The sequence below is a fragment of the Priestia sp. SIMBA_032 genome, assembly GCF_046535215.1.
Taxonomy (GTDB): Bacteria; Bacillota; Bacilli; order Bacillales; family Bacillaceae_H; genus Priestia; species Priestia aryabhattai.
The window spans coordinates 390,948-415,471 of the sequence record NZ_JAWRXD010000001.1 but is presented as its reverse complement, the minus strand read 5'-3'; the positions used below and the strand labels follow the sequence as shown (position 1 = coordinate 415,471).

Below are 24,524 nucleotides of genomic sequence, written 5' to 3'. Positions count from 1 at the left end.
GATCATTCTATTTAGCGATTCTACTTGATGCGATAGCGCAAGGGCTTCGATGATTTACTTAAAGATGGAAGAAACGCGCGTATGTTTTTGCTTATACATGGCAGCATCTGCTTTTTGAATTAATGTATCTAGGTTGGTGTCGTCTGAAGGCGCACATATAATAAACCCGTAACTTGCAGACAGTGTATATGGCTTCTTAAATTTTTTCTTTTTATCTTCTAGCTGTTCATTAATATTTTGCCACAGCTCGTGTACGTATTCTTCCGTTTGTCTAGGAGCAATTAATAAAAACTCATCACCTCCGTAGCGAAAGAGCGTATCATCCTTGCTAATATAACCACTAATTGATTCTGCTATTGTTTTAATAAGCCAGTCGCCTTCTCTATGACCGTATTGATCATTTACTAGTTTTAAAGAATTAATATCGATAAAACACAATAGAAAAGATGTATGATTGGTTTTAGCTCTCAGCAGTTCCAGCTGCAGTTTTTCCATTCCGCTTCTTCGATTTAAAATTCCGGTTAGCATATCAGTTGAAGCGTGCAAGCTCAATTCATGCTCAACCGCTTTTAAATCGGTTATATCGGTAATACCTGCGAGTATGCAGCTTTCGCTTTGATACTCTAGTAATTCATAATTGATCATAACCCACTTAGAATCTCTATATTCACGTGCTTCTAGGATATAGTTTTTTACATATTTCTCTTGTTGAAGACGTTTTAAAATCTCCTCTCGATCTTCATCGGTAGGATAGATTATAAATCCGTCTATTTGATCCAGATCTTGAGAAGCAAGATTGTAAAAATGAATAGCTTTATTGTTAATGAGCAGCACTTTGTGGTCGGATAATCTCGTTAATAGTAAAGGATAGGGATTAATGTTGAACAGCGTAAAAAAATTACGTTCGCTTTCTTTTAGCTGTAAATGACTCATATATTCTTTGTGACGGTATGTATAAAGAATGTATGAAATAAGTAAAGCGATAGCAACTGCTGCAGTTGTATTAATCTGCTTTGAAATAAGAGAAAAAGAATCCGGTACATATCGTGATAAGCCGTATAGTAGAAAAAGATGGTTAGGAATAAAAATGATGCACAGATGTTTTAATTTCATAGGACATAAAACAGCTGTGGAAATCAAAAGCATCATATATACGTCTATGCGACCTGTGAAAAGCTGACTGTTAATAGTAGAAAGTGCTGCAGCAAATACGTAATAAAATATATAGCCATATACAATGGTGCTTAAGTAGTTAGCAAACCGCTCTTTTCTTTTACTAAAATAATAGAAGAATAAATAAAGAGAAGAGAGAGCGAAACTACTGAAATGAATGCCAATTAGTGTATGTCTAAATTGAGATGTCCCCGCATGTTGAAGTAAAGAAAATCCTATATAAATATAAATAGGGTAGGAAATGACAAGAGCAACTGAAACTAGCTTGACTCTCTGTTGAAGCATTTCTGCATTCGTTTTATCGAACATTGTATCTTCATTAACTTCTCTTCCTGAAGGAAAATGAAATTTCTTCAGAAAGGAGAAAGGTAAAAGCGAAAGAAGAAATGACATGACCATCATCTCCATATCTTTTTTTAGGTATTTTAGCATGTTTGTATAAGAAAAGACATGAATTTTTCAGATGAAAATGTCTGGTTTTCCATCAAGAAAAAGCACTAAGAGTTATATGAGTAAAGGTGAGACCAAAGGGCCCCACCTTTTTTATTGAAGTTTATTCGATTCAGCATGCCGTACAAACATGGTTTCATCTTCTACTAATCCGCAAGCTCCGCACTGAATGCGTTTTTGGGGTCCGTTATAAGCAGCGTGAAAGGCATCGAGCGTATCGTTTGTGTATTCTTCTACGACGTCTCCGCTTCTTGGGTCCATTTTTACAGGTTTTGCATTTTGTTCAATGATATTAAAGCGCGTTCGATTTGTTTTGCAGCTGGGGCAAAGATAAGGGCTTCCCATTTTTAACATCTCCTTGAAAAATTTACTGTATTAATACCATGTCCGATTCCACCAAAAACATACAAAAACTTATGGTTTTCTATCGAACGTTCATTCGTTAAAATAGAAGCAGGTGATGAAAATGAGAATACGAAAAAACTTACAAGAAGTAATAGATATCTTGCAAACGAATCCATCGTATCAGCAAAATATTGTTCATTGGCATACAATCGAAGAGAAAGAAGCTAAAACTGCGCCATTTCCAGCTTCTTTGCATACGAAACTGCGGGAAGCGCTTGAGAAACGAGGAATTGGTTCGCTTTATACGCATCAAAAAACAGCGTTTGATTTGGCGACAGCTAAGAAAAATGTTGTAGCCGTGACGCCAACAGCCTCTGGGAAAACACTGTGCTACAACTTGCCGGTACTGCAAAGTATTATGGAGAACGATCAAGCTAGAGCTCTTTATTTATTTCCAACAAAAGCGCTTGCCCAAGATCAAAAAAGTGAATTAAATGAAATCATTGAAGAAATGGAAGTACCAATCAATAGCTACACGTATGATGGAGATACTCCGGCAAATATCCGTCAAAAGGTGAGAAAAGCGGGGCATATTGTTATTACGAATCCAGATATGCTTCATTCAGCTATTTTACCCCATCATACTAAATGGGTATCACTGTTTGAAAACCTGAAGTACATTGTGATTGATGAACTTCATACGTACCGCGGTGTTTTTGGAAGCCACGTAGCCAACGTTATACGCCGGTTAAAGCGAATTTGCCGCTACTATGGAAGCAATCCTATCTTTATTTGTACATCAGCGACCATCGCTAACCCAAAAGAACTTGCTGAACATTTAACGGGAGCTCATGTTATGTTAGTAGATAACAACGGAGCGCCTAGCGGCCGCAAGCATTTTATTTTTTATAACCCGCCTATTGTTAATAAACCTTTAAACATTAGAAGAAGTGCTACGCTCGAAGTGCGAAATATCGCAGGAGAGTTTTTGAAAAATAAAATTCAAACGATTGTATTTGCACGAAGCCGAGTGCGAGTGGAAATTATTTTAACGTATCTGCAGGAGCTCGTAAAAAACCAGCTTCAAAATAAGTCTATTCAAGGGTACCGCGGAGGATATTTGCCGAAGCAGCGACGCGAAATAGAAAGAGGACTTCGAGAGGGAAGCATTTACGGAGTAGTCAGTACGAATGCTTTAGAGCTAGGAGTCGATATCGGGCAGCTGCAGGTGTGTGTGATGACAGGTTATCCAGGCACGGTTGCAAGCGCTTGGCAGCAAGCAGGACGAGCAGGGAGACGTCACGGAGAAGCTGTCATTGTGATGGTCGCAAGTTCAAGTCCGCTTGACCAGTATATGATTCAGCATCCGGATTACTTTTTTAGCAGAAATCCAGAAACAGCTCGAATTAATCCTGATAATCTTGTTATTTTAGTCGATCATTTAAAATGTGCGTCCTATGAGCTGCCGTTTAAGCAGGGAGAAACATTTGATGGGGTAGAAATTGAAGACGTTCTGGAGTTTTTGCAAGAAGAACGAGTGATTCATTTTAGCGGAGACAAATGGTACTGGATGAATGATTCGTTCCCAGCTCATAATATCAGTCTGCGCTCTGCATCCCAAGAAAATGTTGTCATCATTGATCAATCGGACGTTGCAAATGTGAAAGTAATTGGAGAAATGGATCGCTTTAGTGCCATGACGCTTCTTCATGATGAGGCGATTTACTTGCATCAAGGCATTCAGTATCAAGTAGAATACTTGGACTGGGATGAGAAAAAAGCGTATGTTCGTGAAGTCGATGTAGATTATTTTACCGATGCAAACTTGGCGGTTAACTTGAAGGTTCTAGAAGCTGATAAAGAACGACTGGAAGGAGCATATTCAATCGGTTATGGCGATGTAATGGTCAGCGCCATGGCGACGATATTCAAAAAAATAAAGTTTGAGACGCATGAAAACATAGGGTCAGGCCCCATTTCACTTCCGGAAGAAGAGCTTCATACAAATGCCGTGTGGCTAAGCTTTGAAAAAGAACAGTTTCACGAATCTGAAAAACGATTGGAACAAGCGCTCATTTCCGTGGCAAATGCCGTTCAGTCAATTGCACCGCTTATGGTGATGTGCGATCCTTCTGATTTACATGTAGTGCCTCAGATAAAGGCGGTGCACAACGAACAGCCGACTATCTTCTTATATGACCGATACCCGGGAGGCATTGGCCTAAGCGATAAAGTATACGAACAAATGAATGATGTGCTAAGTCAAACCAATCAATTGATTGTAAATTGTTCTTGCGAAAGCGGCTGTCCGTCTTGTATTGGTATGGAAGCACAGGGAGAACACGCAAAAAGCGATGCGCTCGTACTGCTACAACAACTTCAAAGTAGGTGAATTCGTGTCTTTTAAAAATAAATTAAACCGTATGAAAAAGCATCTTCATGTTACAGAAGCAAAGCCGCCGATTGAAAGTAACCCGCAGCGGCCTAAGAGTGCGTCTATTCCCTATGAGCAGGAATGGAAGGGAAATCATGCTGTGCCTTACTTTTCCGAAGATAGCTACTGTATGATCAGAGAAGTGGTTTACCCGCTCGACTACAAGCATGGACATTATGAATTTAATGAGCTGAAAAAAGTAGTGGAAGTATGGAATCAGTCTACAGTTGCTCATCCGCTTTCATCAAAAGGCCACACATATTCAGATTTATTTTTCTTTGATACGGAAACGACGGGGCTTAGTACAGGTACGGGAACGACTATCTTTTTGCTAGGATATGCAAGGGTGCTAAAAGATTCCGTCGTTTTTCGTCAGCATATATTAACCGAGCCAAGTGGAGAAGTAGCATTTTACGAAAGTTTTTTAAAAGAAGTAGACTACACGACGCTTGTGACTTATAATGGGAAATCTTTCGATTGGCCTCACGTGAAGACTCGCCATACGCTATTGAGAGATCATTTGCCCAAGCTGCCTAAGTTCGGTCACTTTGATTTACTGCATGCGTCAAGAAGGCTGTGGAAACACAAAATGAATTCGGTTAAGCTTGCGAATGTCGAAAAAGAAATACTCGGAATTGAACGAGTTGATGATATTCCAGGTTTTTTAGCTCCCATGATTTATTTTGATTTTATTGAAACGAAAAATCCAAGAGGCTTATTCGACATTATGAAACATAATGAACATGATATTTTATCACTTATTACCTTATACATTCATTTATCAAAACATCTCCTTACTAGCGAGGAGTTTACAGAAAAAGAAACATATGAAGTAGCAAGGTGGTATGAGCAGTTAGGGGAGAATAAGCACGCTTTCTCTCTTTATCAGGGCGTAGCGGAAAAAGAAAAAGAGGAGCATAAAAAAGCTCAGCTAGCGATGGCTTATCATTATAAAAAAGAGAAGCGTTGGAAAGAGGCAGTGGACATGTTTGAACCCTTGGTTCAAACATGTGAAGGTGACGTCGCTATAGAAGCATTGGTTGAGCTAGCAAAAATTTATGAGCACCGTCTCAAAGATGTTTATCAAGCACTTCTATATACTGAGCTAGCCTCAGAGAAGTGGAATCAACTCAAAGAAATGCCTAAAAAAACGTCAAAGGAAGCGCTTGAAAAAAGACTTCTTAGACTAAAAAATAAATCAGCTAAAGCATAGACTTCAGCTGATTTATTTTAAAATATTCAGAATTATTATTCTTTTGTTTTTGTGGATGTTTTATATTGTTCTATTTTTCAGTCATTGATAAAATTAGTCAATGTAAGACTGATTCTTACAGCTTAAAAACAGAACTTTGGTGAGATGGAGAGAGGCCTCATGAAAAATGTGATTTTAGTATCATTTTTCGCATTAATTTGTTTAACAGTAATTGTCTTAAGCAGTTTGAAAAATTCGTATAACTCCTTTATGTAGGTCAAAAATAGGTGTTTGTCTTAGTACATGTACATTGCCCTTCACATATTGTAATAGTGTAATAACTAAACAGTGAAAGGGGAAAAAGGATATGTATCCAAGACCAACAAAATGTATGCCACCAATTGTGCATCCAACAAAATGCTGCACGCAGTTTACTTCTCAGGAGGTAGTAGTACCTCACATTCATCCAAGTCATAATACATTGGTGAATCATACAAATGTGAAGCACGTACATTACTTCCCGCAAACGCAATCTGTTGTAAATGAAACTTCAAACCAACAGTTTTTTGGCGGCGCGCAGCAATATCCAACTCAAGTAGGAGGAGCAGGTTATCCAGGTCAAATGGGAGGCTATTCAGGCCAAGTGGCAGGTGCTGGTTATCCAGGTCAAATGGGAGGCTATCCAGGCCAAGTGGCAGGTGCTGGTTATCCAGGTCAAATGGGAGGCTACCCCGGTCAAGTAGCAGGTGCTAGTTATCCGGGACACAAAGGCTGCGGCCAAGGAAGCTGTCATACAAAAGGCGCGCATCAAGGACCAAATTCAGGGTATTTTAGATAATGTACGCTAATAGGAGCTGATTACATCAGTTCCTATTCTATTTTGTTATAAAGGAGTTATATAATGAAGGTGCTAACAGTTACCGGTTATAAGCCATTCGAACTTGGCATTTTTAATGAAAAACATCAAGGTATTACATATATAAAAAAAGCGCTCTATAAAAAATTACAGGAATTAGTAGAAGATGGATTAGAATGGGTATTGATTAGCGGCCAGCTAGGAGTAGAAATTTGGGCAGCAGAAGTGGTATTTGATCTTCAGCTCGATTATCCCGAGCTTCAGTTAGCTGTTTTAACACCATTTTTGGAGCAAGAAGAAAAATGGAATGAAGCCAATAAAGAATTGTATGAATTCGTCTTAAGTCAAGCAGATTATGTAGATAGCATCACAAAAAAGAAATATGAAAGTCCAGCACAGTTTCGGTTGAAAAATCAATTTTTAGTAGAAAAAAGTGAAGGTATTTGTTTAGTTTACGACGAAGAGCACGAAGGAAGTCCTAAATATATGTTAGAAACGGCTAAAAAACGTGCTGAACGAGAAGAATACCCTATTATAACGGTGACGTCTCACGACTTACAGGATATCGTGGATGAAGAAAAATTTTCGTCTTTTTAACGCCACTTGGCGAAACATTTTAAAAGATAAATTGACATTTGAAGCTATTTTTGAAAAAATGAATTATAATAAAGATAAGGTTTATCGTATTCGAGGTGATAGAGATGTTAGCTGATAAAATTCGTTTAACGGCCAAAGAAATTTTAGAAAAAGAATTTAAAACAGGCATGAGAGGCTATAATCAAGAGGAAGTAGATAAGTATCTAGATTCTGTTATTAAAGATTATGAAGCATTTCATGAAGAAATTGAAGCATTGCAAACTGAAAATTTACGCTTAAAAAAGCAAGTAGAAGAGTTATCTAAAAAGCCGCAACAACCTTCGTTTACCCCGCCGCCGGCTCAACAGCAGCAGCAAGCGGGTACGACAAACTTTGATATTTTAAAACGTTTGTCGAACTTAGAAAAACATGTGTTTGGAAGTAAATTATACGAATAACCTAAAAATAGGAGTTGCATTCAACTCCTATTTTTATTATACTAAGGAAAGTCGTTATCAATAACGTTTGGGTAATTGCTGCATCACACATGAGGATGTAGAGGAAAGTCCATGCTCGCACAGACTGCGATGTCTGTAGTGTTCGTGCCTAGCGAAGTCATAAGCTAGGGTAGCTGTTAAAAGCTAACGGCGGGGAAAAAGCCTAAGTCTTTTTAAGATATGGCTTGACTACTCTGAAAGTGCCACAGTGACGAAGTCTTATCAGAAATGATAAGAGTGGAACGAGGTAAACCCCTCGAGCGAGAAACCCAAATAATGGTAGGGGAACTTTCTGGAAGGAACTGAACGGAAGGAAGGACAAAATGGTTACATTTTGTAGATAGATAATTGCCACCGGAGTACGAGGTAGCTAGCCGCTTGCAGTACAATGGTACAAAACATGGCTTACAGAACGTTATTGAAAAGCAATCGACAATAGTTGTTATACACTATATTTTAATCCAACCCAGCTCTTCCTGTAATGGAAGAGCTTTTTTTATGTCGAAAAGAGGCTAAGACAAAAGTATTTGAGTTGAAGTAAAAACCGGACTGTTGATCAAAAATATTGATTAACAGTCTGGTTTTTTGTTGTCATGATGAACGTAGATTTTATCTATTTCGTTGTTTCTAGTAGTTGATTGGAGAGCAAGGCGAAGACTCCTGCGGGAAAAACGGAATGGGTGAGACCCCGCAGGAGCGTAGCGACGAGGAGGCTCAGCGGCCGCCCGTGGAAAGCGAAGCCTTGCACGGAAATCAGCAGCGATGCAATGAGTAATCCCTACTAGCTCATTTATCTCATTTGTTGGTCTATAGATGAAATCCATTTAGCTATGTCTCAATCTCTTTTTTATACAATCAGGCTGAGCTTGTTGTCAGCCTCAGGTCTTAGGAGAAAATAAAGCTCTAGCTCGTTTTGAAAAAACGTTATCATCCTTAAACTAAGTATATAGAGAAGCGAAAGGAGGAAACAAAATGAAAAAAATTGGTTTGTTTTTGATTGGAGCGGTAGCTGCTATCGTTCTTCTTGCAAATGCTGGTCCCCTGGTAGGACTTGCAATTGGCTTGGTTATTTTGTACGTAGCATTTAAAGGGTTTGTTAAAGCAGAGACCCCCTTTAAAAAATGGCTCTGGGGGTTTATTGGTGTCGTCGTACTCTTAACAACCGTTTCAAACCTTCCGGCCCTTGCTGGTATCATCGCAGCAGTCGTACTTTATATTGTATATAAAAAGTGGAACAGCAGCAGCTCTATAAAAACGGAAAAAGAAGATCCGTTTAAGCACTTTGAACGTCAGTGGGCTGACTTAAATCAAAAATAATAAAATTTCACTTTATTATCTAAGGAGATGAACAAAATGAGAAACTTATTTACTCGAATGAAAGAAACGATTTCTGCAGACCTTCATCAATTGCTTGACCACAAAGAACAAAAAAATCCAATTGCTGCGTTAAATCACTATTTGCGTCAATGCGAGCAGGAAACCGAAAAGGTAAGGCAGCTTGTTGAGCGACAGCACACGTTAAAAGAACAGTTTAATCGCGAGTACCATCTGGCCCTTGACATGATGAAAAAACGTCATGAGCAAGCACAAGTAGCACAAGCAGCTGAAGAAACGGAATTACATGAATTTATTTTAAAAGAACATGCTCACTACGAAGAGAGAGCAAAGCGTGTAAAAGAATCTTATGAAGACGCATCCAAGCAGTTAGAAGAGCTTGAACAAAAGTATGAAGAAATGAAGCATAAGGTAAAAGATATGCATATTCGCCGTATGGAACTAATGGGGCGCGAAAATATTGCCCGTGCGCATCACCGTATGAATTCAGTAATGAAAACGGAAGCATCATATGCGTCCTACAGTCAGTTTGACGAAATGGAAACCTATATTGACCAGCTTGAAAATCAAATTAATACAAATTATTATAGACAAACGGTAGACAGCAAGATTGCTGAATTAGAAAAAAGAGTAAAATCATCGTAAAAAATCAGTGTTTCTGCATAAAACATGGTATTCTAAAAAAGGCGTAGGTTTCTGCGTCTTTTTAAGGTGAGGGAATAGATATCTGCAGCATCCAAAGAACGCTATGTCATCTACGAGGAGAAAGGAGAGGGAGCTGTGCAAAACGTAAACAAAACAGAATCTCTTATGTTCATTTTTATTTGCAGTTTATTTGTCCTGTTTATTGAAATTATGTTTTTTCACAGCGGCTTGATCTTTTCTGTATTAATTGCCGGTGCGTTCATGTATATTGGACGAAAAAAAATGAGAAGAAAACTAGGGCGTATTTTATTTTGGATTGGCGTTATTGGGCTTGTGTTGAACATATTTAATACGGTTGCATTTAAGTTTTTAGTTATTGCTCTTTTCCTGTATTTTTTACTTAGATTTATTCAATCACGAAAGCACCCGGTTGAATTTAGACCAACTGACGAGTTTACACAGCAGCCAAACCAAAGTTTGGTGCAGGTCCGGCCGGTTTTGACAAACAAACTTCTTGGTAGTCAAAGAACAGAAGACTCCGTATACGAATGGGATGATATTAATATTCAAAGCGTATGGGGAGACATTGTGGTTGATTTAAGCAATACCGTTCTACCAAAAGGCGATGCGGTTATTTTTATTCGTCAAGTGTTTGGAAATATTAAAGTGCTCATTCCTTACGAAACGGAAGTATCTGTGAATCATTCTAAACTAGCAGGAAACATAACGGTTTTTGGACATCAGAGCGGCTTTTCGTTCAACGAAAATTTGTCTATTAAAACAGAGGAATTTGATCAATCTGCTCATAGGGTGAAGATTGTTACAACTGTTGTGATTGGAGATTTAGAGGTGCAAAGGATATGAGTATTCTTCAACGGCAGTTATTATGGGGGATTTTTTTAAGTTTTTTTGTATTTGTATCCGTGCTCCTTACCGTGTTTTTTGCATATCCTGTTTTTCAACTTAGCGACTTATGGAAAACAAGCGTATTTGGCATGCCTTTTGTGCTATTTTCCTTCAGTTTAAGCCTTACGATTGGAAGCGTGATTGGAGGAATCATGGGGTTTATGTGGAGACAGCAGTGGACATATGTTGAAAACCGATTATATGAAATAGAAAATGGCCACCGGCATATGTCGGCAAATGAACCGCTTATTCAAGAAACGTCTCGAATTATAAGCCGTTTAAACAAAGTAGATCATAAAATGATTCTTCAAGCACAGCAATCTCAAAAGATGGCAACGGAAAAAGTGGAAAATCAGCAAAAACAAGTACAAGAAATTGTTTCTCAGGAAAGAAATCGGCTTGCTAGAGAACTGCATGACTCCGTTAGTCAGCAGCTATTTGCCGCTTCTATGCTTATGTCTGCTATTACAGAATCCAATCTTACGCTACAAGACTCTGAAGCTAAGCAATTAAAGATGGTTGAAAAAATGATTAATCAATCACAGCTTGAAATGAGGGCTTTGCTTCTTCATCTTCGTCCTGCAGCATTAAAAGGGAAATCGCTACAGGCTGGAATGAAAGAACTGATGAATGAGCTTGCTCAAAAAGTACCGCTTGAATTAAATTGGAAAATAGAAGGATTTGAACTTGATAAAGGCATTGAAGACCACTTGTTTAGAATTTTGCAAGAATCCGTATCAAATACGCTGCGTCATGCAAATGCAACAGCTTTAGATGTGCTGCTGATCAAACGTGATTTTTCTATTATTTTACGTATTGTTGATAACGGAGTTGGTTTTGATGTAGAAAAGGAAAAAGTCGGATCGTACGGCCTGCAAAATATGTATGAACGCGCAGTTGAAATTGGAGGCACATTAAAAATTATTAGTTTGCCCGACAAAGGAACAAAGCTAGAAGTAAAAGTACCGTTAGTAGAAAGAGAGGAGAAGCAAAATGATTAATGTACTGTTAGTAGATGATCATGAAATGGTTCGTATTGGCGTCGGAGCGTATCTGTCGGCTCAAACAGACATTCATGTGATAGCTGAGGCATCCAATGGCCAACAGGCCGTTGAATTAGGGCTTCAGCTGCGCCCGGATATTATTTTAATGGATTTAGTTATGGAAGAAATGGACGGGATTGAAGCAACAAAACAGCTTATTAAGCAGTGGCCGGAAGCGAAAGTAATTATTGTCACTAGCTTTCTAGATGACGAAAAAGTATATCCCGCTCTAGAGGCAGGAGCAACAAGCTACTTATTAAAAACGTCTAAAGCAGGAGAAATTGCAGCTGCTATTCGCCGTACATATGAGGGGGAATCTGTACTAGAGCCCGAAGTAACCGGTAAAATGATGTCTAAAATGAGAAAACCGTCTTTACCTCATGAAGAACTGACAGCTCGTGAAATGGAAATTTTACTTTTAATGACACAAGGCAAAACAAATCAAGAGATTGCAGACGAATTATTTATTGCGCTAAAGACGGTAAAAACACATGTGAGCAATTTATTAAGTAAGCTGGATGTACAGGACAGGACTCAAGCAGTCATCTATGCCTTTAAACACAAATTAGCGCAGTGAGAATCGTTATTCAAAAGAGAATAACGATTTTTTTTGTGAAAAACCTATTTTTTTGCATGTATTCATTATAAAATAGCGATATGCGTAAAGGCGAACGCTTACGTAAAAGCACTATTTTGAGGGGTTGAGCACATGGAAAAGAAATGGTGGAAAGAAGCTGTTGCGTATCAAATCTACCCGCGAAGCTTCATGGATTCAAACGGCGACGGAATTGGTGACATCCAAGGGGTTATTTCAAAATTAGACTATTTATCTGATCTTGGAATTGATGTCATTTGGATTTGCCCGATTTATCAGTCTCCTAACGACGATAATGGCTACGATATCAGTGATTATAAAGATATTATGAAAGACTTTGGAACAATGGAAGACTTTGATGAGCTGCTAGATGAAGTTCACCATCGCGGAATGAAGCTGATTATGGATTTAGTTATTAATCATACTTCAGATGAACACCCTTGGTTTTTAGAATCCAGGTCTTCTAAAGAGAATCCTTATCGTGATTATTATATCTGGCATGAAGGTAAAGATGGAAAAGAGCCAAACAACTGGGAATCTATTTTTAGCGGATCAGCTTGGGAGTTCGACGAAAAGACAAAAGAATATTACATGCACGTATTTTCTAAAAAACAGCCCGATTTAAACTGGGAAAACGAAAAAGTACGTCATGAGCTTTATGAAATGGTTAACTGGTGGTTAGATAAAGGAATAGACGGCTTTCGTGTAGATGCTATTTCGCATATTAAGAAAGTGGCCGGCTTCCCAGATCTGCCGAACCCTGAAAAGCTAGATTATGTGCCATCGTTTGAAGGGCATATGAATCGGCCGGGAATTCAAGAGCATTTAAAAGAGCTAAAAGAAAACACGTTTGCCAAATACGATATTATGACGGTTGGAGAGGCAAATGGTGTAACATCGGATAGCGCAGATGAGTGGGTAGCTGAAGATGGCGGAAACTTCAATATGATTTTTCAGTTTGAGCATATGGGACTGTGGGATAAAGGAGAAGAAAAACCGCTTGATTTAATCGAGTTAAAAACAATTTTAACTAATTGGCAAAATGGTTTAGAAAAAATCAACGGCTGGAACGCTTTATATTTAGAAAATCATGACCAAATTCGTTCTGTAAATAAATTCGGCAGCACAGCTTACCGAGTGGAAAGTGCAAAGTGCTTAGCTGCACTATACTTTTTAATGAAAGGAACACCGTTTATTTATCAAGGACAAGAACTTGGAATGACCAATGTTAAGTTTGATTCTATTGATGATTATGATGATGTTGGTATGATTAACTACTACCGTATTCAGCGTGAAAAAGGCGATTCACATGACGAGATTATGAAAGTTATTTGGGAAACAGGCCGCGATAATTCAAGAACGCCAATGCAGTGGAACACAGAAAGAAATGCAGGATTTTCTACTGGGAACCCTTGGATGAAGGTAAATCCAAATTACGTAGATATTAACGTAGAAGAGCAGAAAAATGATAAGAATTCGGTACTGAATTTTTACAAACAGCTCATTAAAATTAGAAAACAGCATGATGTGCTGGTGTATGGAACTTATAATCTGTTGGCAGAAGAAGATTCCGCTATTTACGCGTATACGCGAACATTAGAAGGTAAAACCGCTGTTGTTATTTGTAATATGTCACCGAATAATCAAACGTTTGAGTTTCCTTCAGAGAGCTCATTTGCAAACAGAGAAGTGCTGATTCATAATTACCCGTTGGATAAAAACGAAACGCTTGGACAATGTACGCTGCATCCATATGAAACACGTGTATACTTACTTTCATAAACAAGTTGAGCAACCGATTGCGCAACTGTAAAGTGGAAAGCTTTTAAAAACAAATTTAGATGCGACATAGGTAAAGAAACTGCTGGCTCTACCAAGAGCGAGCAGTTTCTGCATTTTGATAAAAAGACGGAGAAAGCTTTGACTACGGCGCATGTATATGGTACTTTTACACTTAGTGTAGATAATTAGAAACAAAATGAGGTTGAAAAATGGCGAAATATAAAATTATTGCAACAGCAGCAATGGGAATTGAAGCACTAGTCGCTAAAGAAGTGCGTGCTTTAGGATATGAATGTGAAGTAGATAATGGCAAAGTTATCTTTGAAGGAGACGAGCTTGCAATTGCTCGCTGCAATTTATGGCTTCGTACAGCAGATCGAATTAAAGTGCAGGTCGGACAGTTCAAAGCTCGTACGTTTGATGAGCTTTTTGAACAAACAAAAGCATTAAATTGGGGAGATTATTTGCCCGTAGATGCACAGTTTCCTGTATCGGGAAAATCAGTTAAATCTAAATTGTTCAGCGTATCAGATTGTCAAAGCATTGTGAAAAAAGCAATTGTTGACAGCATGAAAAAACATTATAACAAAACAACAGGCTGGCTCGAAGAAACAGGGTCAACGTTTAAAATTGAAGTAGCGCTATTAAAAGACGTTGCTACATTAACAATTGACGCAAGCGGTGCAGGGCTTCATAAGCGCGGTTACCGCGTAGGACAAGGGGAAGCCCCTTTAAAAGAAACGTTGGCAGCAGCTTTAATTATGCTAACGCCGTGGAATGCGGATCGTCCGTTTGTCGACGTTTTTTGCGGTTCTGGTACAATTGCTATCGAAGCAGCGCTTATCGGTCAAAATATCGCACCAGGGTTTAACCGTGACTTTTTATCAGAAGAGTGGCCATGGATGTCAGCAAGTATTTGGGAGAAAGCGCGCGAAGAAGCAGAAGACTTAGCGAACTACGACCAAGTGCTAGATATTGCTGGTCATGATATCGACCATCGTATGGTAAAAGTAGCGGAGCAAAATGCATTTGAAGCTGGACTTGGAGATTTAATTCAATTTAAACAAATGCAAGTGCGCGATTTTACGACGCCAAAAGAATATGGAATCATTATTGGTAACCCTCCGTACGGCGAACGTTTAAGCGATCGTCCTTCTGTTGAAAAAATGTACGCTGAAATGGGCGAAGCGTTTTCTAAGCTTGATACGTGGTCGATTTATATGCTTACATCTCATGAACAGTTTGAACAGTACTACGGTAAAAAAGCGACGAAAAAACGCAAATTATTTAACGGATTTATTAAAACAGACTATTATCAGTACTGGGGACCTCGTCCTCCACGCAACGATTAATAATACAAAGCCAAGCGGTGTAAAAACCGCTTGGCTTTTTTACGTTATTTCTTTTTTAAACCGCGATAAGCTAGCATTCCAAACATGCCTATCCCGAGCACGACAATTAATAAAATAAACCAAAACGTGGCATTAAGCAGGTATTTATATAGTCCGTCATAATAATCATGCATGTACTCACCCCATTATGTTTTTTTATAGTATGGGCGAGTAACAGGGCAATATATGTATTCATTTCTTTTCAATAGCAGGATTAAAACGAGAAATGATTAGCTTATTTCTAACATATTTACGAAAGGGAAATCTTATACTACAACCTAAGAGTTAATAAAATGAGAAAAAATCAATCAGCACGGGTTTTTGGCGTGATGATACTTCTTTCATGGTTAACCATCCCTTTTATAGGACGACAGCATATTAAGCGCTATTTATCATCTACTATGTTTATTTCCTTTTTAATTATGGTTGAAAGCTATATTGCTGAAAAAAAGAAGTGGTGGATATTCCATAATCCTCCTCATCCATATTTAACAGGTGAAGCTGCTTTACTTTTAGGTCCATTTTTAGCAGGTTCTTTATGGATTAAACAGTTCACATATGGCCATTTTGGAAGGTATATGTTATTAAATGCAATCGTAGATACATTTTTTGTTTATCTTTTTCAACGAGCTATGAGCCGTGCCAAGCTTTTTAGGGTAGGCACATTTAAAGAGTACCATTTGCTAGGTATCTTCCTGTTAAAAGCTGCTTTAATGTACGTTTACCAACATCTAGTAGTAGAGAAACGGAAACCTCAGCGTGCTTTAAAAAATAATCCTATAGAATAAAGGAGCAGGCAGGGAAGCGTGATTTTCTTGCCTGCTATTTTAATGCCCCAGATGTCATTCCTGAAATGAAATGCTTTTGCAAAAACACGTACGCAATCAATAATGGAATAGAAGAAAGAACGACTGCTGAAAACAGCATAGGGTAATTGGTTAGAAATTCTCCTTGAAAGTCCAATAATGCAATAGGCAGCGTTTTTACTTCTTTAGATTTTAATAATAGCAAAGGGAACAACAGATCATTCCACACAATCACAAACGAAAAAATCCCTACTGTAGCCATTGATGGTATTGAGAGTCGAAGAGCGATTTTCGAATATATTTTCCACTCTGACGCTCCGTCCATGCGAGCGGCTTCGAATAGTTCCTTTGGCAAAGTTTTCATAAACCCCGTTATAATAAACACACCGATGGGAAGCAAAAAACTTATGGAGACGATAATGACGCCTGTTAGCGTATTGACCAGTCCAAGCATATTCATCAGCAAAAAGACAGGAATCATGTTGACTTGAGTAGGGACAATCATTCCGCAAACAAAAAAGCCGTATACAATCCATCCAAGCTTTTGAGGCAGCTGAATAATAGCGTAAGCAATCATGCTTGAAAACCATAGAATAAAAAACGTGCTAAAGACGGTAACAATCACGCTGTTTTTAATATAGCCAAAGATGGGTTCATTGACGAGCAGCTGTTTGTAATTTTCAATATTCCAGCCTGCTGGTAATCTAATTGGGTTGCTGTAAAGTTCAGGCGTTGTTTTAAAGGTTGTTAATAAAATCAGGCTTAAGGGCAATAGAATGATTAAACCGTATATCCCTAAAATCAGATGTCTGAATGGGTTTTGTTTCATAAAAGAATCTCCTTTTACATTTTGGTCAGGCGAAGTACGCGAAATTGAAGAAACGTTAAAAGAGCAATCACAATCATAAATACAGCGGAAATGGCAGAGGCATAGCCAAAACGAAAATTAATAAAAGCTTCGTGGTAAAGAAGTGTCGAAAGAATTTCAGTTGAGTTGGAGGGACCTCCATTTGTCATTGCAATGATTAAATCAAATGCTTTAAAACTTTGTATGGTCGTATAAGCTACAACCATTGTCGTAGCTGGAGCTAAAAGAGGCCACGTAATGCGCTTGAATTTTTGCCATCTTGTTGCTCCATCAATACTAGCAGCTTCATATAACTCACTGGGAATAGCTTGAATTCCAGCTACAAAAATAATAAGCATTTGACCAGTATGTGCCCAAAATTGTACAAAAGCCAAGCTGTAAATGGCGATATGTCCATTTCCAATCCAAGACTGGGTCCAATGCTCAAGGCCTATTTTACTTAAAAATAGGTTAACTCCTCCAATGTTGGGGTCATACATAAAGTTCCATGTGAACGCAATCGACACGGACGAAATAATCGTCGGTACAAAAAAGAGTGAGCGATAAAATGTATTCCATGCAGAATTTCTATAAAGTAAGAGTGCAAAGCCTAAGCTCAATAACGTTTGAAAGATCAGCACGCCAATTGTGAACTTTAAGTTGTTTGTAAGAGACTGTGTAAAAATAGCATCGTTTGTTAAAAGTTCTTTGAAATTTTTAAACCCTACAAATGAGAACTGAGAAGACAATCCATTCCAATCAGTTGTGCTTAAAAATAAAGCAGAAAGTGTTGGCAATGCAAAGAAAACAGTATATATGACAAAACCGGGAAGTAAAAACAACCATAGATGTCTTTTTTTAGAGATATTTTTAAATGAAAAGAGAGGAAAAGAGAACGAAGGGGTTCTCTTTTCTTCTTCTTGAATAGACGTATTAGTTTTTAGCGACACGTTCTACCTCTCCTTGTGCTTTTTCAGCAGCTTTTTTCGCTGACATACCGGATAGTACGTCCTGTACAGATGTTTCAACAGCTTTTGATACGCGCTCATTTAAAATGGTAAATCGAGGTTGGAAGACCGTTTTTTTGTCTTTCCACTTTGCGCTTTCTTTCAGTTCAGGTGAATCATATTTCACGTCTTTGACCGTTAATAACTGGCCAGTAGCATTTGCATACTCAGAAGAAATCTTTGGATCTGCAAGGAACGTTAAAAATTTCTTAGCAGCTTCTTTGTGTTTTGATTTTTCAGCAACGCCTAATAAGAATGTCGTGGTATGAACACCTTCGTATTTTGCTTTATCTTGATCGACTGTAATCGGCGCAAGCAAACCTTGATCAATCTTTGGATTTTGCTGTTTGACTGTAGCCATCATATAAGAACCTTGAGCAAGCATTGCGCCTTTTTCCTGAGCAAAAAGTGCTGCAGCACTTTCTTTTTTCGTACCAAGAGTATCTCTTTGGAAGTAGCCTTTGTCATTTAATTCTTTAATTTGAGATAGTGTTTTGATAAACCATTCATCAGTTAGCTTGCGCTTGCCCGTTTCTACTTCGTAAAGGGCGTTATTTGTAGGTTCGTTATTCATAATCATTGGATTAATAAATTGAGAAGGACTTACGTCTCCTGAAAATAAAATCGGCGTGTATCCATTTTTCTTTAATGTTTCAGATGTTTTTAAAAAGCTATTCCAGTCTTTAGGAACATCTAAATTTAGTTTTTCAAAAATTCCTTTGTTATAGACAGGGATGTTATAGACTAGCTGATAAGGAAGAGCATATTGCGTATTATCCGCTTTACCCGCTTGGATTAGCTTTTCGTCAAATTTGCTGAGTAAGTTTTGGTCGTCCAGCTTTGCAAAACCATTTGCTTTGCGAATCGTTTCAAATTGACTTCCTGGAAAACTAGCAAATACATCGATGCCTTCTCCAGATAGTAGAGATCCTTGAATTTGTGATTGATAGGAATCAGAAGGAAAGACGGTCATCTCTACATGAATATTTGGATTTTTCTTTTCAAATTGCTCAATGATAGAATCAAAGGCTTTCGTATCTTCTCCTCGCCAATGCGTAAAGTTAATGGTTACTTTTTTAGAAGAATCGCTGCTGTCGCCGCTTGTTGAACTGTTTTTACCGCAGCCCGCGATGATTACAGTGAGCATTGCTAACAAAATTAATAATTTTTTCATTTTAGTTCCCCCATTTATAGAATTCTTTTTAGATAGTTAATGGTCAATTTTGATACGGCTGGTAGATGCTTGGTCAAAGAAATGAGCATGATTCATATGAAAATGAAACGGAAAGTGCTTACGAACTTGGATATGTTCATCCCCAGGGATTTTAGCCACAAAGAGCTGGTCTCCTAAACTGCTGTATAGTATGTACTCTGCTCCTAATAACTCAGACACATCTACCAATAATGAAATATGAGGAGCATCAGAAGAGGCACGCGTAATATGTTCCGGTCGAATTCCTACAGTAACGAATTGATTATTGTAGCCTTTTTTATGCAACGAATGCATTTGATTTTCTGTCAGTTGAAACTCATGTCCGCTGATGTGCAGTTTGCTGTTCACTACTTTTCCTGTGAAAAAGTTCATTCCCGGTGATCCTATAAAACTGGCTACAAACGTATTCTCTGGAGTATTATACACTTGCATGGGTGAACCTATTTGCTGAATTTTACCGTCTTTCATAACTACGATTCTGCTTGCCATCGTCATAGCTTCTGTTTGATCGTGGGTTACATAAATGATGGTCGTCTGAAGCCTCTGATGAAGCTTACTGATTTCAGCACGCATTTGTACGCGAAGCTTCGCATCAAGATTAGATAAAGGCTCATCCATTAAAAAAATTTGGGCATTCCGTACAATGGCTCTTCCTAAAGCAACCCGCTGACGCTGACCTCCTGATAATGCTTTTGGCTTGCGTTTTAAATAGGGTTCTAAGTCTAAAATACGAGCGGCTTCACGAACGCGCTCATCAATTTCTTGTTTTGGGACTTTGCGGAGCTGCAAGCCAAATGCCATGTTGTCGTAAACCGTTAAATGAGGGTAAAGTGCATAGTTTTGAAACACCATTGCAATATCTCGGTCCTTAGAAGGTAAATCGTTTGCACGATCTCCATTAATAAGCAGTTCTCCTTCTGTTATCGATTCAAGGCCGGCGATCATTCGAAGGGTAGTGGATTTGCCGCACCCTGAAGGTCCTACAAATACAATAAATTCTTTGTCTTGAATATGAAGATTGAAATTATCAACTGCAAGACTATCTTTTCCGTATTTTTTATACACATGCTGTAACTGCAGTTCTGCCATTTTTTCTCCTTTCAGCAGGCTTTTAAAAAAATAAAAGCCTCTAATTGCACAGACGGATTGTACGTGTATCTGGCAATTAGAGGCTATCGGTTGACCGGTAAGCCTGGAGTATGTAGTTTTGAGTGATTGAATCTGTAAGTAATTTTAAAATATATTATTCCTATATGTCAAGTGAGAATTAAAACATTTTAATAAGTTCGATTATTTTCTTAAATGCAAGAATCCATTTATTAAGCTAGAGATGCTGGTTTTGAGAATAAAATAAACAGCTGGTGTATAGAATGATAGTATTCACTTTTATAGTAAGCACTACAGAGAGAGGATGTTTATAAATGGATAGAAACACGCAGTTCACTATGATTCGTCAAGCGTTGGAAAACAGCTATCATTTAATGCAGCAGGGAATAGAAGTTAGCGGAGAGACGCTTACTCAGCTGGAACAAGCAAAAGCCGAGTATGAAGCGGCCTTTTTATTGTCTCAGTCTACGGACTCAAAGTTCCGCTGTAATTAATTTTTTAATAGCACTTATTCCGTTTGCGTTCTATATACCCAGCTTTTATATAAAAAGGTTCTGTCCTTACAGGCAGAACTTTTTTATGTTCAACTCTTTTTATTGACATTTTAGGTAAAGTAGTCAATAATTAAGTTTTGCTTACGTGAGAAATTTACTAGATAAAAAGAAGTGAAACTAATTTTTATTGATAGATATTTACATAAATAAAGGAGTCAGTATCGATGATGAGAGAGCGGTTGCCTTTTACAATTGAGCGGGATGAAAACTTTTTTGACAAATTAAATGAATGGATAGGTGATGTTTTTTATGATCATCTTCCGGACGCAGGGTTAGAACTTCGGGATGAACAAATTTTTATGGCTTTTCAAATCGAACGAGCTTTTAAAGAAAAAAATGTAATATTTGCAGAAGCAGGTGTAGGAACAGGGAAAACCATTGTGTATTTACTGTACGCTATTTGTTATGCAAGATATATTGGCAAGCCAGCTATTATTGCCTGTGCGGATGAAACATTAATTGAACAGCTAGTAAAAGCCGAAGGAGACATTGCCAAGCTCTCTGGCATTTTAGATATTAACATGGATGTTCGCTTAGCAAAATCTCAAGATCAGTATCTGTGTTTAAAGAAATTAGATGCTGTGACAGCACGAACAGATAATGAAAACATTGAAGAAATTTACGATACGCTTCCTGATTTTGTTCATGATCATAGCGGTATGCAGTCGTTCTATCACTACGGAGACCGTAAAGAATATCCTCATTTAACGGATGAGGAATGGAATCAAATTAACTGGGATACGTTTCAAGACTGCTCTTCCTGTGAGCAGCGTCATAGATGCGGCTTAACGCTTTCACGTGAGCACTATAGAAAAGCACATGACTTAATTATTTGCTCTCACGATTTTTACATGGAACACATTTGGACATATGAAGCCCGTAAGCGTGAAGGGCAGCTTCCGCTTCTTCCTGAAAGCAGCTGTGTTGTATTTGATGAAGGTCACCTGCTGGAATTTGCTGCACAAAAGGCTTTAACATATCGCATTCAAGAAGATACGTTAGAGAACTTATTAACGCGTCTATTAGAGAATGACGTGCGAGAAGAATTTGCTGTGAAGATCGAGCACGCAATCGATGTATATGCAATGTTCTTTGACCGTTTAAGTGAAGCAAGCACAGAAATCGTTGGTTCTAGCCGTAAAGAAGTAGCCCGCACGAACGGATTACAAAGTGTAGGAAAAGAACTTTTATCGCTGCTTGAGCATATCGGAAACGAGCTTGTGTTTGAGAGTGAGACCTATACAGTAGACGAATATACGCTGCGAATTGTAGATGAGTACCTAGATCAAATTGATTATTCGCTGCGCTTATTTATGGACAACGAAAATGCCATCTACTGGGTGGAAGAAAACAACTGGCAGCTGACGTTGGTTATTATGCCGCAAGCAGTAAAAGACGTCTTAAAAGAACGAGTATTTGCGAAGAAAATACCGTATATTTTCACTTCTGCCACTCTTTCAGATAACCAATCGTTCGATTATTTAGCATATAGTTTAGGGATTGCAAAGCCGCTTTCTTTTTCGGTTGAATCGCCATTTGATTATGATGAGCAAATGAAAATTGCGGTAAAAAATGTTTCCGATGATCAAGAAGAAACGTTTGCTGAAAAATTCGCCTTTGCTGTTGCTCAGCTCGAAAAAACGAACGGACGAGCACTTTTATTATTTAACAGCAAAGAAGAACTAGAGATGTTCAAAGAAGTTTCCAAAGAGTTAAATCAGTACACATTTTTATTTGAAGGCGATCAAGAGATCAGTAAATTAGTATCTCAGTTCCAAAGAGAAGAAGAAACGATTTTATGCGCTGTTCATTTGTGGGAAGGGTTGGATATCCCTGGACCTTCGCTATCTAATGTAATTATTTGGTCTCTGCCGTATCCGCCAAATGATCCGGTCTTTGAAGCAAAGCGCAATCAAGTAGTCGATCCATTTTGGGATGCGGATATGCCATATATGCTTCTTCGCTTAAAGCAAGGAGTTGGAAGGCTGATTCGCTCTCATAACGATAAGGGTCTAATCACGATCTTTATGCCAAAAAGCACAGATTCAAAAGTGCGTTCAATCATTGAACAAAATGTTCCAACGAAAATAGAAAATGTATAAAAAAGCGCGGTGGTAGCCGCGCTTTTTTATATGTATAATAGATTGAATATTCAGTTATATACATGCCGTTACTATTATGATAAAATAATTTATGGTGAAATAAGGAAAGTAAGGAGGAAAAGCAATGAGAGAAGACATACAGAAAATTGAGAAACAGTTTTATGAATACATGAATAAAATCAAAAGTTATCATGAGGCAATCGGAGTGATGTACTGGGATTTGAGAACGGGTGCTCCAAAAAAAGGGGCAGATCAACGTTCTGAAGTTATTGGCATGATGTCATCAGAAGCGTTCAATCTTTCTGTTTCTGATGAAATGGCAGTTTTTATTGAGAAGTTAACGAACCCTGAGTCACAGCCTTACATAAACGATATTACGAAAAAAGCAGTGGAAGAATGTAAAAAAGAATATGACTTAAATAAAAAGATTCCTCCGCATGAATATAAAGAATACGTTACATTAACTTCAAAAGCGGAGTCGGTTTGGGAAGACGCAAAAGAAAAAGCAGATTTTGCTTTATTTCAACCGTACCTCGAAAAAATTGTAGCGTTCAATCAGAAGTTTGTGGAGTATTGGGGATATGAAGGAAACAAATATAACCGTTTATTGGACCTTTTTGAACCGGGGATGACAGTTGAAATCTTAGACGAGGTATTTGGAAAGCTACGGGAGCATATTGTACCTCTTGTTCAGCGAATCGCCGGGTCAAATACAAAGCCGGATACGGAATTTTTATTCCGTACTTTCCCAAAAGAAGCGCAAAAGCAATTTAGTCTAGACGTGTTAAAAACACTCGGCTATGATTTTGAAGCGGGGCGACTTGATGAAACGGTCCATCCTTTTGCTACTGGCTTAAACCCGGGAGATGTGCGCATCACAACTAAATATGCCGAAAACGATTTCCGAACGGCTATTTTTGGAACGATTCACGAATGCGGCCATGCTTTATATGAACAGAATATTTCAAAGGATCTTGTTGGTACGGTTCTATGTGAAGGTACTTCAATGGGAATTCATGAATCACAGTCGCTATTTTTTGAGCAGTTTGTCGGGAAAAATAAAGCATTTTGGCAGCATCATTACGACGTACTAAAAAAGCATGCGCCGGAACAATTTGATGCTGTAGGTTTAGATGATTTTTACCGAGGAGTAAATGAGGCAAAACCGTCGCTTATTCGTATTGAAGCAGATGAGTTAACGTATCCTCTTCACATTATGATTCGTTACGAAATTGAAAAAGGATTAATAAACGGGGAGTATAAAGTTGAGGATTTACCGGAAATTTGGAATGAGAAATACGAAGAATATTTAGGGGTTCGTCCAAGTCACGATGGAGAAGGCGTGCTTCAGGACGTACACTGGGCCGGAGGAAGCTTTGGGTACTTCCCATCCTATGCTCTAGGCTATATGTACGCAGCACAGTTTAAGCATACCATGTTAAAAGACTTGCCTAATTATGATGAACTATTGGAAAAAGGAGAAATTTCGCCGATCACAAATTGGTTAACAGAACATATTCACCAGTACGGAAAAATGAAAAAACCCCTTGAAATTTTAAATGATGTGACGGGCGAAGGGTTAAATGTAGATTATTTAATTCAGTATCTAGAAGAGAAATATGGAGAAATTTATCACGTATAAAAAGTGCCATAACCGAATATTATGTT

General features: G+C 38.2%; 24 protein-coding genes and 1 other RNA gene. 17 read left to right on the top strand and 8 right to left on the bottom strand.

Annotation, left to right across the window (positions count from 1 at the left end; all coding sequences use genetic code 11):
* Nucleotides 1-54: 54 nt before the first annotated feature.
* Both SB717_RS02050 and SB717_RS02045 read right to left on the bottom strand, forming a co-directional pair.
* Nucleotides 55-1,566, bottom strand: a complete 1,512-nt coding sequence (locus SB717_RS02050) for a sensor domain-containing diguanylate cyclase (RefSeq protein ID WP_410903119.1) — start codon at nt 1,564-1,566, stop codon at nt 55-57.
* Nucleotides 1,567-1,716: 150 nt separating this feature from the next.
* Nucleotides 1,717-1,968, bottom strand: coding sequence for a hypothetical protein (locus SB717_RS02045; protein ID WP_013056134.1), 252 nt, complete (start codon nt 1,966-1,968; stop codon nt 1,717-1,719).
* A 121-nt stretch (nt 1,969-2,089) separates the two neighbouring features.
* On the opposite strand from SB717_RS02045, the gene SB717_RS02040 reads away from it, so the two are divergent.
* From SB717_RS02040 to rnpB, 6 genes are all read left to right on the top strand, one after another.
* Nucleotides 2,090-4,360: a DEAD/DEAH box helicase gene (locus SB717_RS02040; protein ID WP_410903118.1), complete on the top strand. Its 2,271-nt coding sequence runs from the start codon at nt 2,090-2,092 to the stop codon at nt 4,358-4,360.
* A gap of 4 nt (nt 4,361-4,364) precedes the next feature.
* Nucleotides 4,365-5,615, top strand: a complete 1,251-nt coding sequence (locus SB717_RS02035) for a ribonuclease H-like domain-containing protein (RefSeq protein WP_074678354.1) — start codon at nt 4,365-4,367, stop codon at nt 5,613-5,615.
* 346 nt (nt 5,616-5,961) lie between these two features.
* Nucleotides 5,962-6,432, top strand: coding sequence for a CotD family spore coat protein (locus tag SB717_RS02030; RefSeq protein WP_410903117.1), 471 nt, complete (start codon nt 5,962-5,964; stop codon nt 6,430-6,432).
* Between the two features lie 63 nt (nt 6,433-6,495).
* Nucleotides 6,496-7,047 carry an SLOG family protein gene (locus tag SB717_RS02025; protein WP_098621469.1) on the top strand — a complete coding sequence of 184 codons (552 nt, stop codon included), beginning with the start codon at nt 6,496-6,498 and terminating at the stop codon, nt 7,045-7,047.
* Between the two features lie 104 nt (nt 7,048-7,151).
* Nucleotides 7,152-7,484, top strand: coding sequence for a cell division regulator GpsB (gene gpsB / locus SB717_RS02020; protein WP_013056140.1), 333 nt, complete (start codon nt 7,152-7,154; stop codon nt 7,482-7,484).
* Between the two features lie 63 nt (nt 7,485-7,547).
* Nucleotides 7,548-7,936, top strand: an RNA gene (gene rnpB, locus SB717_RS02015) — RNase P RNA component class B.
* Between the two features lie 156 nt (nt 7,937-8,092).
* Here rnpB and SB717_RS02010 read toward each other — a convergent pair.
* Nucleotides 8,093-8,347, bottom strand: a complete 255-nt coding sequence (locus SB717_RS02010; protein WP_410903447.1) for a hypothetical protein — start codon at nt 8,345-8,347, stop codon at nt 8,093-8,095.
* 148 nt (nt 8,348-8,495) lie between these two features.
* Between SB717_RS02010 and SB717_RS02005 the strand changes: the two genes are divergently transcribed.
* From SB717_RS02005 to SB717_RS01975, 7 genes are all read left to right on the top strand, one after another.
* Nucleotides 8,496-8,840, top strand: a complete 345-nt coding sequence (locus SB717_RS02005; protein ID WP_410903116.1) for a lmo0954 family membrane protein — start codon at nt 8,496-8,498, stop codon at nt 8,838-8,840.
* Between the two features lie 36 nt (nt 8,841-8,876).
* Complete coding sequence (locus SB717_RS02000) at nt 8,877-9,503, top strand: PspA/IM30 family protein (RefSeq protein WP_074678346.1); 627 nt, start codon at nt 8,877-8,879, stop codon at nt 9,501-9,503.
* A 135-nt stretch (nt 9,504-9,638) separates the two neighbouring features.
* Complete coding sequence (liaF, locus tag SB717_RS01995; RefSeq protein WP_074678344.1) at nt 9,639-10,367, top strand: cell wall-active antibiotics response protein LiaF; 729 nt, start codon at nt 9,639-9,641, stop codon at nt 10,365-10,367.
* Nucleotides 10,364-11,410, top strand: a complete 1,047-nt coding sequence (locus SB717_RS01990) for a sensor histidine kinase (protein WP_098621467.1) — start codon at nt 10,364-10,366, stop codon at nt 11,408-11,410. The genes liaF and SB717_RS01990 overlap by 4 nt, the downstream gene beginning before the upstream one ends.
* Entirely contained in the window at nt 11,403-12,029 is a 627-nt protein-coding gene (locus SB717_RS01985; protein ID WP_045293864.1) for a response regulator, read from the top strand. Before SB717_RS01990 ends, SB717_RS01985 begins: the two co-directional genes overlap by 8 nt.
* A gap of 132 nt (nt 12,030-12,161) precedes the next feature.
* Nucleotides 12,162-13,829 (top strand): glycoside hydrolase family 13 protein, encoded by a 1,668-nt coding sequence (locus SB717_RS01980; RefSeq protein WP_074678340.1) that lies wholly within the window; start codon nt 12,162-12,164, stop codon nt 13,827-13,829.
* 209 nt (nt 13,830-14,038) lie between these two features.
* A complete protein-coding gene (locus tag SB717_RS01975) occupies nt 14,039-15,181 on the top strand; it encodes a THUMP domain-containing class I SAM-dependent RNA methyltransferase (protein WP_410903115.1) in 1,143 nt (380 codons plus the stop codon).
* 44 nt (nt 15,182-15,225) lie between these two features.
* On the opposite strand, the gene SB717_RS01970 is transcribed toward SB717_RS01975, so the two are convergent.
* Nucleotides 15,226-15,354: a hypothetical protein gene (locus SB717_RS01970; protein ID WP_013056148.1), complete on the bottom strand. Its 129-nt coding sequence runs from the start codon at nt 15,352-15,354 to the stop codon at nt 15,226-15,228.
* A 159-nt stretch (nt 15,355-15,513) separates the two neighbouring features.
* On the opposite strand from SB717_RS01970, the gene SB717_RS01965 reads away from it, so the two are divergent.
* Nucleotides 15,514-16,008, top strand: coding sequence for a hypothetical protein (locus SB717_RS01965; protein WP_410903114.1), 495 nt, complete (start codon nt 15,514-15,516; stop codon nt 16,006-16,008).
* 34 nt (nt 16,009-16,042) lie between these two features.
* Here SB717_RS01965 and SB717_RS01960 read toward each other — a convergent pair whose 3' ends face one another.
* From SB717_RS01960 to SB717_RS01945, 4 genes are read right to left on the bottom strand one after another with little or no spacing between them, the layout of a single operon-like run.
* On the bottom strand, nt 16,043-16,855 hold the full coding sequence (locus SB717_RS01960; protein ID WP_410903113.1) for a carbohydrate ABC transporter permease: 813 nt from the start codon (nt 16,853-16,855) through the stop codon (nt 16,043-16,045).
* A 14-nt stretch (nt 16,856-16,869) separates the two neighbouring features.
* Entirely contained in the window at nt 16,870-17,823 is a 954-nt protein-coding gene (locus SB717_RS01955; RefSeq protein WP_410903112.1) for a carbohydrate ABC transporter permease, read from the bottom strand.
* Nucleotides 17,807-19,054 carry an ABC transporter substrate-binding protein gene (locus tag SB717_RS01950; protein ID WP_410903111.1) on the bottom strand — a complete coding sequence of 416 codons (1,248 nt, stop codon included), beginning with the start codon at nt 19,052-19,054 and terminating at the stop codon, nt 17,807-17,809. Before SB717_RS01950 ends, SB717_RS01955 begins: the two co-directional genes overlap by 17 nt.
* Nucleotides 19,055-19,090: 36 nt before the next feature.
* Entirely contained in the window at nt 19,091-20,182 is a 1,092-nt protein-coding gene (locus tag SB717_RS01945; RefSeq protein WP_410903110.1) for an ABC transporter ATP-binding protein, read from the bottom strand.
* A 332-nt stretch (nt 20,183-20,514) separates the two neighbouring features.
* On the opposite strand from SB717_RS01945, the gene SB717_RS01940 reads away from it, so the two are divergent.
* The 3 genes from SB717_RS01940 (at nt 20,515) to SB717_RS01930 (ending at nt 24,498) form a co-directional block, all read left to right on the top strand.
* The gene (locus SB717_RS01940) at nt 20,515-20,694 is read left to right on the top strand and encodes a hypothetical protein (protein WP_013056154.1); all 180 of its coding nucleotides are present in this window, start codon (nt 20,515-20,517) and stop codon (nt 20,692-20,694) included.
* A gap of 224 nt (nt 20,695-20,918) precedes the next feature.
* Nucleotides 20,919-22,856, top strand: coding sequence for an ATP-dependent DNA helicase (locus SB717_RS01935; protein ID WP_410903108.1), 1,938 nt, complete (start codon nt 20,919-20,921; stop codon nt 22,854-22,856).
* 124 nt (nt 22,857-22,980) lie between these two features.
* Nucleotides 22,981-24,498, top strand: a complete 1,518-nt coding sequence (locus SB717_RS01930) for a carboxypeptidase M32 (protein WP_410903107.1) — start codon at nt 22,981-22,983, stop codon at nt 24,496-24,498.
* Nucleotides 24,499-24,524 lie beyond the last annotated feature (26 nt).

Bases quoted from the DNA above. Each gene is read 5' to 3' on its own strand.
- SB717_RS01930 (WP_410903107.1), top strand. From the start codon at position 22,981: ATGAGAGAAGACATACAGAAAATTGAGAAACAGTTTTATGAATACATG.
- SB717_RS02045 (WP_013056134.1), bottom strand. From the start codon at position 1,968: ATGGGAAGCCCTTATCTTTGCCCCAGCTGCAAAACAAATCGAACGCGC.
- SB717_RS02040 (WP_410903118.1), top strand. From the start codon at position 2,090: ATGAGAATACGAAAAAACTTACAAGAAGTAATAGATATCTTGCAAACG.
- SB717_RS01980 (WP_074678340.1), top strand. From the start codon at position 12,162: ATGGAAAAGAAATGGTGGAAAGAAGCTGTTGCGTATCAAATCTACCCG.
- SB717_RS02000 (WP_074678346.1), top strand. From the start codon at position 8,877: ATGAGAAACTTATTTACTCGAATGAAAGAAACGATTTCTGCAGACCTT.
- SB717_RS01945 (WP_410903110.1), bottom strand. From the start codon at position 20,182: ATGGCAGAACTGCAGTTACAGCATGTGTATAAAAAATACGGAAAAGAT.
- SB717_RS01985 (WP_045293864.1), top strand. From the start codon at position 11,403: ATGATTAATGTACTGTTAGTAGATGATCATGAAATGGTTCGTATTGGC.
- SB717_RS01950 (WP_410903111.1), bottom strand. From the start codon at position 19,054: ATGAAAAAATTATTAATTTTGTTAGCAATGCTCACTGTAATCATCGCG.
- SB717_RS01975 (WP_410903115.1), top strand. From the start codon at position 14,039: ATGGCGAAATATAAAATTATTGCAACAGCAGCAATGGGAATTGAAGCA.
- SB717_RS01970 (WP_013056148.1), bottom strand. From the start codon at position 15,354: ATGCATGATTATTATGACGGACTATATAAATACCTGCTTAATGCCACG.
- SB717_RS02025 (WP_098621469.1), top strand. From the start codon at position 6,496: ATGAAGGTGCTAACAGTTACCGGTTATAAGCCATTCGAACTTGGCATT.
- SB717_RS01960 (WP_410903113.1), bottom strand. From the start codon at position 16,855: ATGAAACAAAACCCATTCAGACATCTGATTTTAGGGATATACGGTTTA.
- SB717_RS01965 (WP_410903114.1), top strand. From the start codon at position 15,514: ATGAGAAAAAATCAATCAGCACGGGTTTTTGGCGTGATGATACTTCTT.
- gpsB (WP_013056140.1), top strand. From the start codon at position 7,152: ATGTTAGCTGATAAAATTCGTTTAACGGCCAAAGAAATTTTAGAAAAA.
- SB717_RS02005 (WP_410903116.1), top strand. From the start codon at position 8,496: ATGAAAAAAATTGGTTTGTTTTTGATTGGAGCGGTAGCTGCTATCGTT.
- SB717_RS02010 (WP_410903447.1), bottom strand. From the start codon at position 8,347: ATGGATTTCATCTATAGACCAACAAATGAGATAAATGAGCTAGTAGGG.
- SB717_RS01990 (WP_098621467.1), top strand. From the start codon at position 10,364: ATGAGTATTCTTCAACGGCAGTTATTATGGGGGATTTTTTTAAGTTTT.
- SB717_RS01935 (WP_410903108.1), top strand. From the start codon at position 20,919: ATGATGAGAGAGCGGTTGCCTTTTACAATTGAGCGGGATGAAAACTTT.
- SB717_RS02030 (WP_410903117.1), top strand. From the start codon at position 5,962: ATGTATCCAAGACCAACAAAATGTATGCCACCAATTGTGCATCCAACA.
- SB717_RS02050 (WP_410903119.1), bottom strand. From the start codon at position 1,566: ATGTCATTTCTTCTTTCGCTTTTACCTTTCTCCTTTCTGAAGAAATTT.
- SB717_RS01940 (WP_013056154.1), top strand. From the start codon at position 20,515: ATGGATAGAAACACGCAGTTCACTATGATTCGTCAAGCGTTGGAAAAC.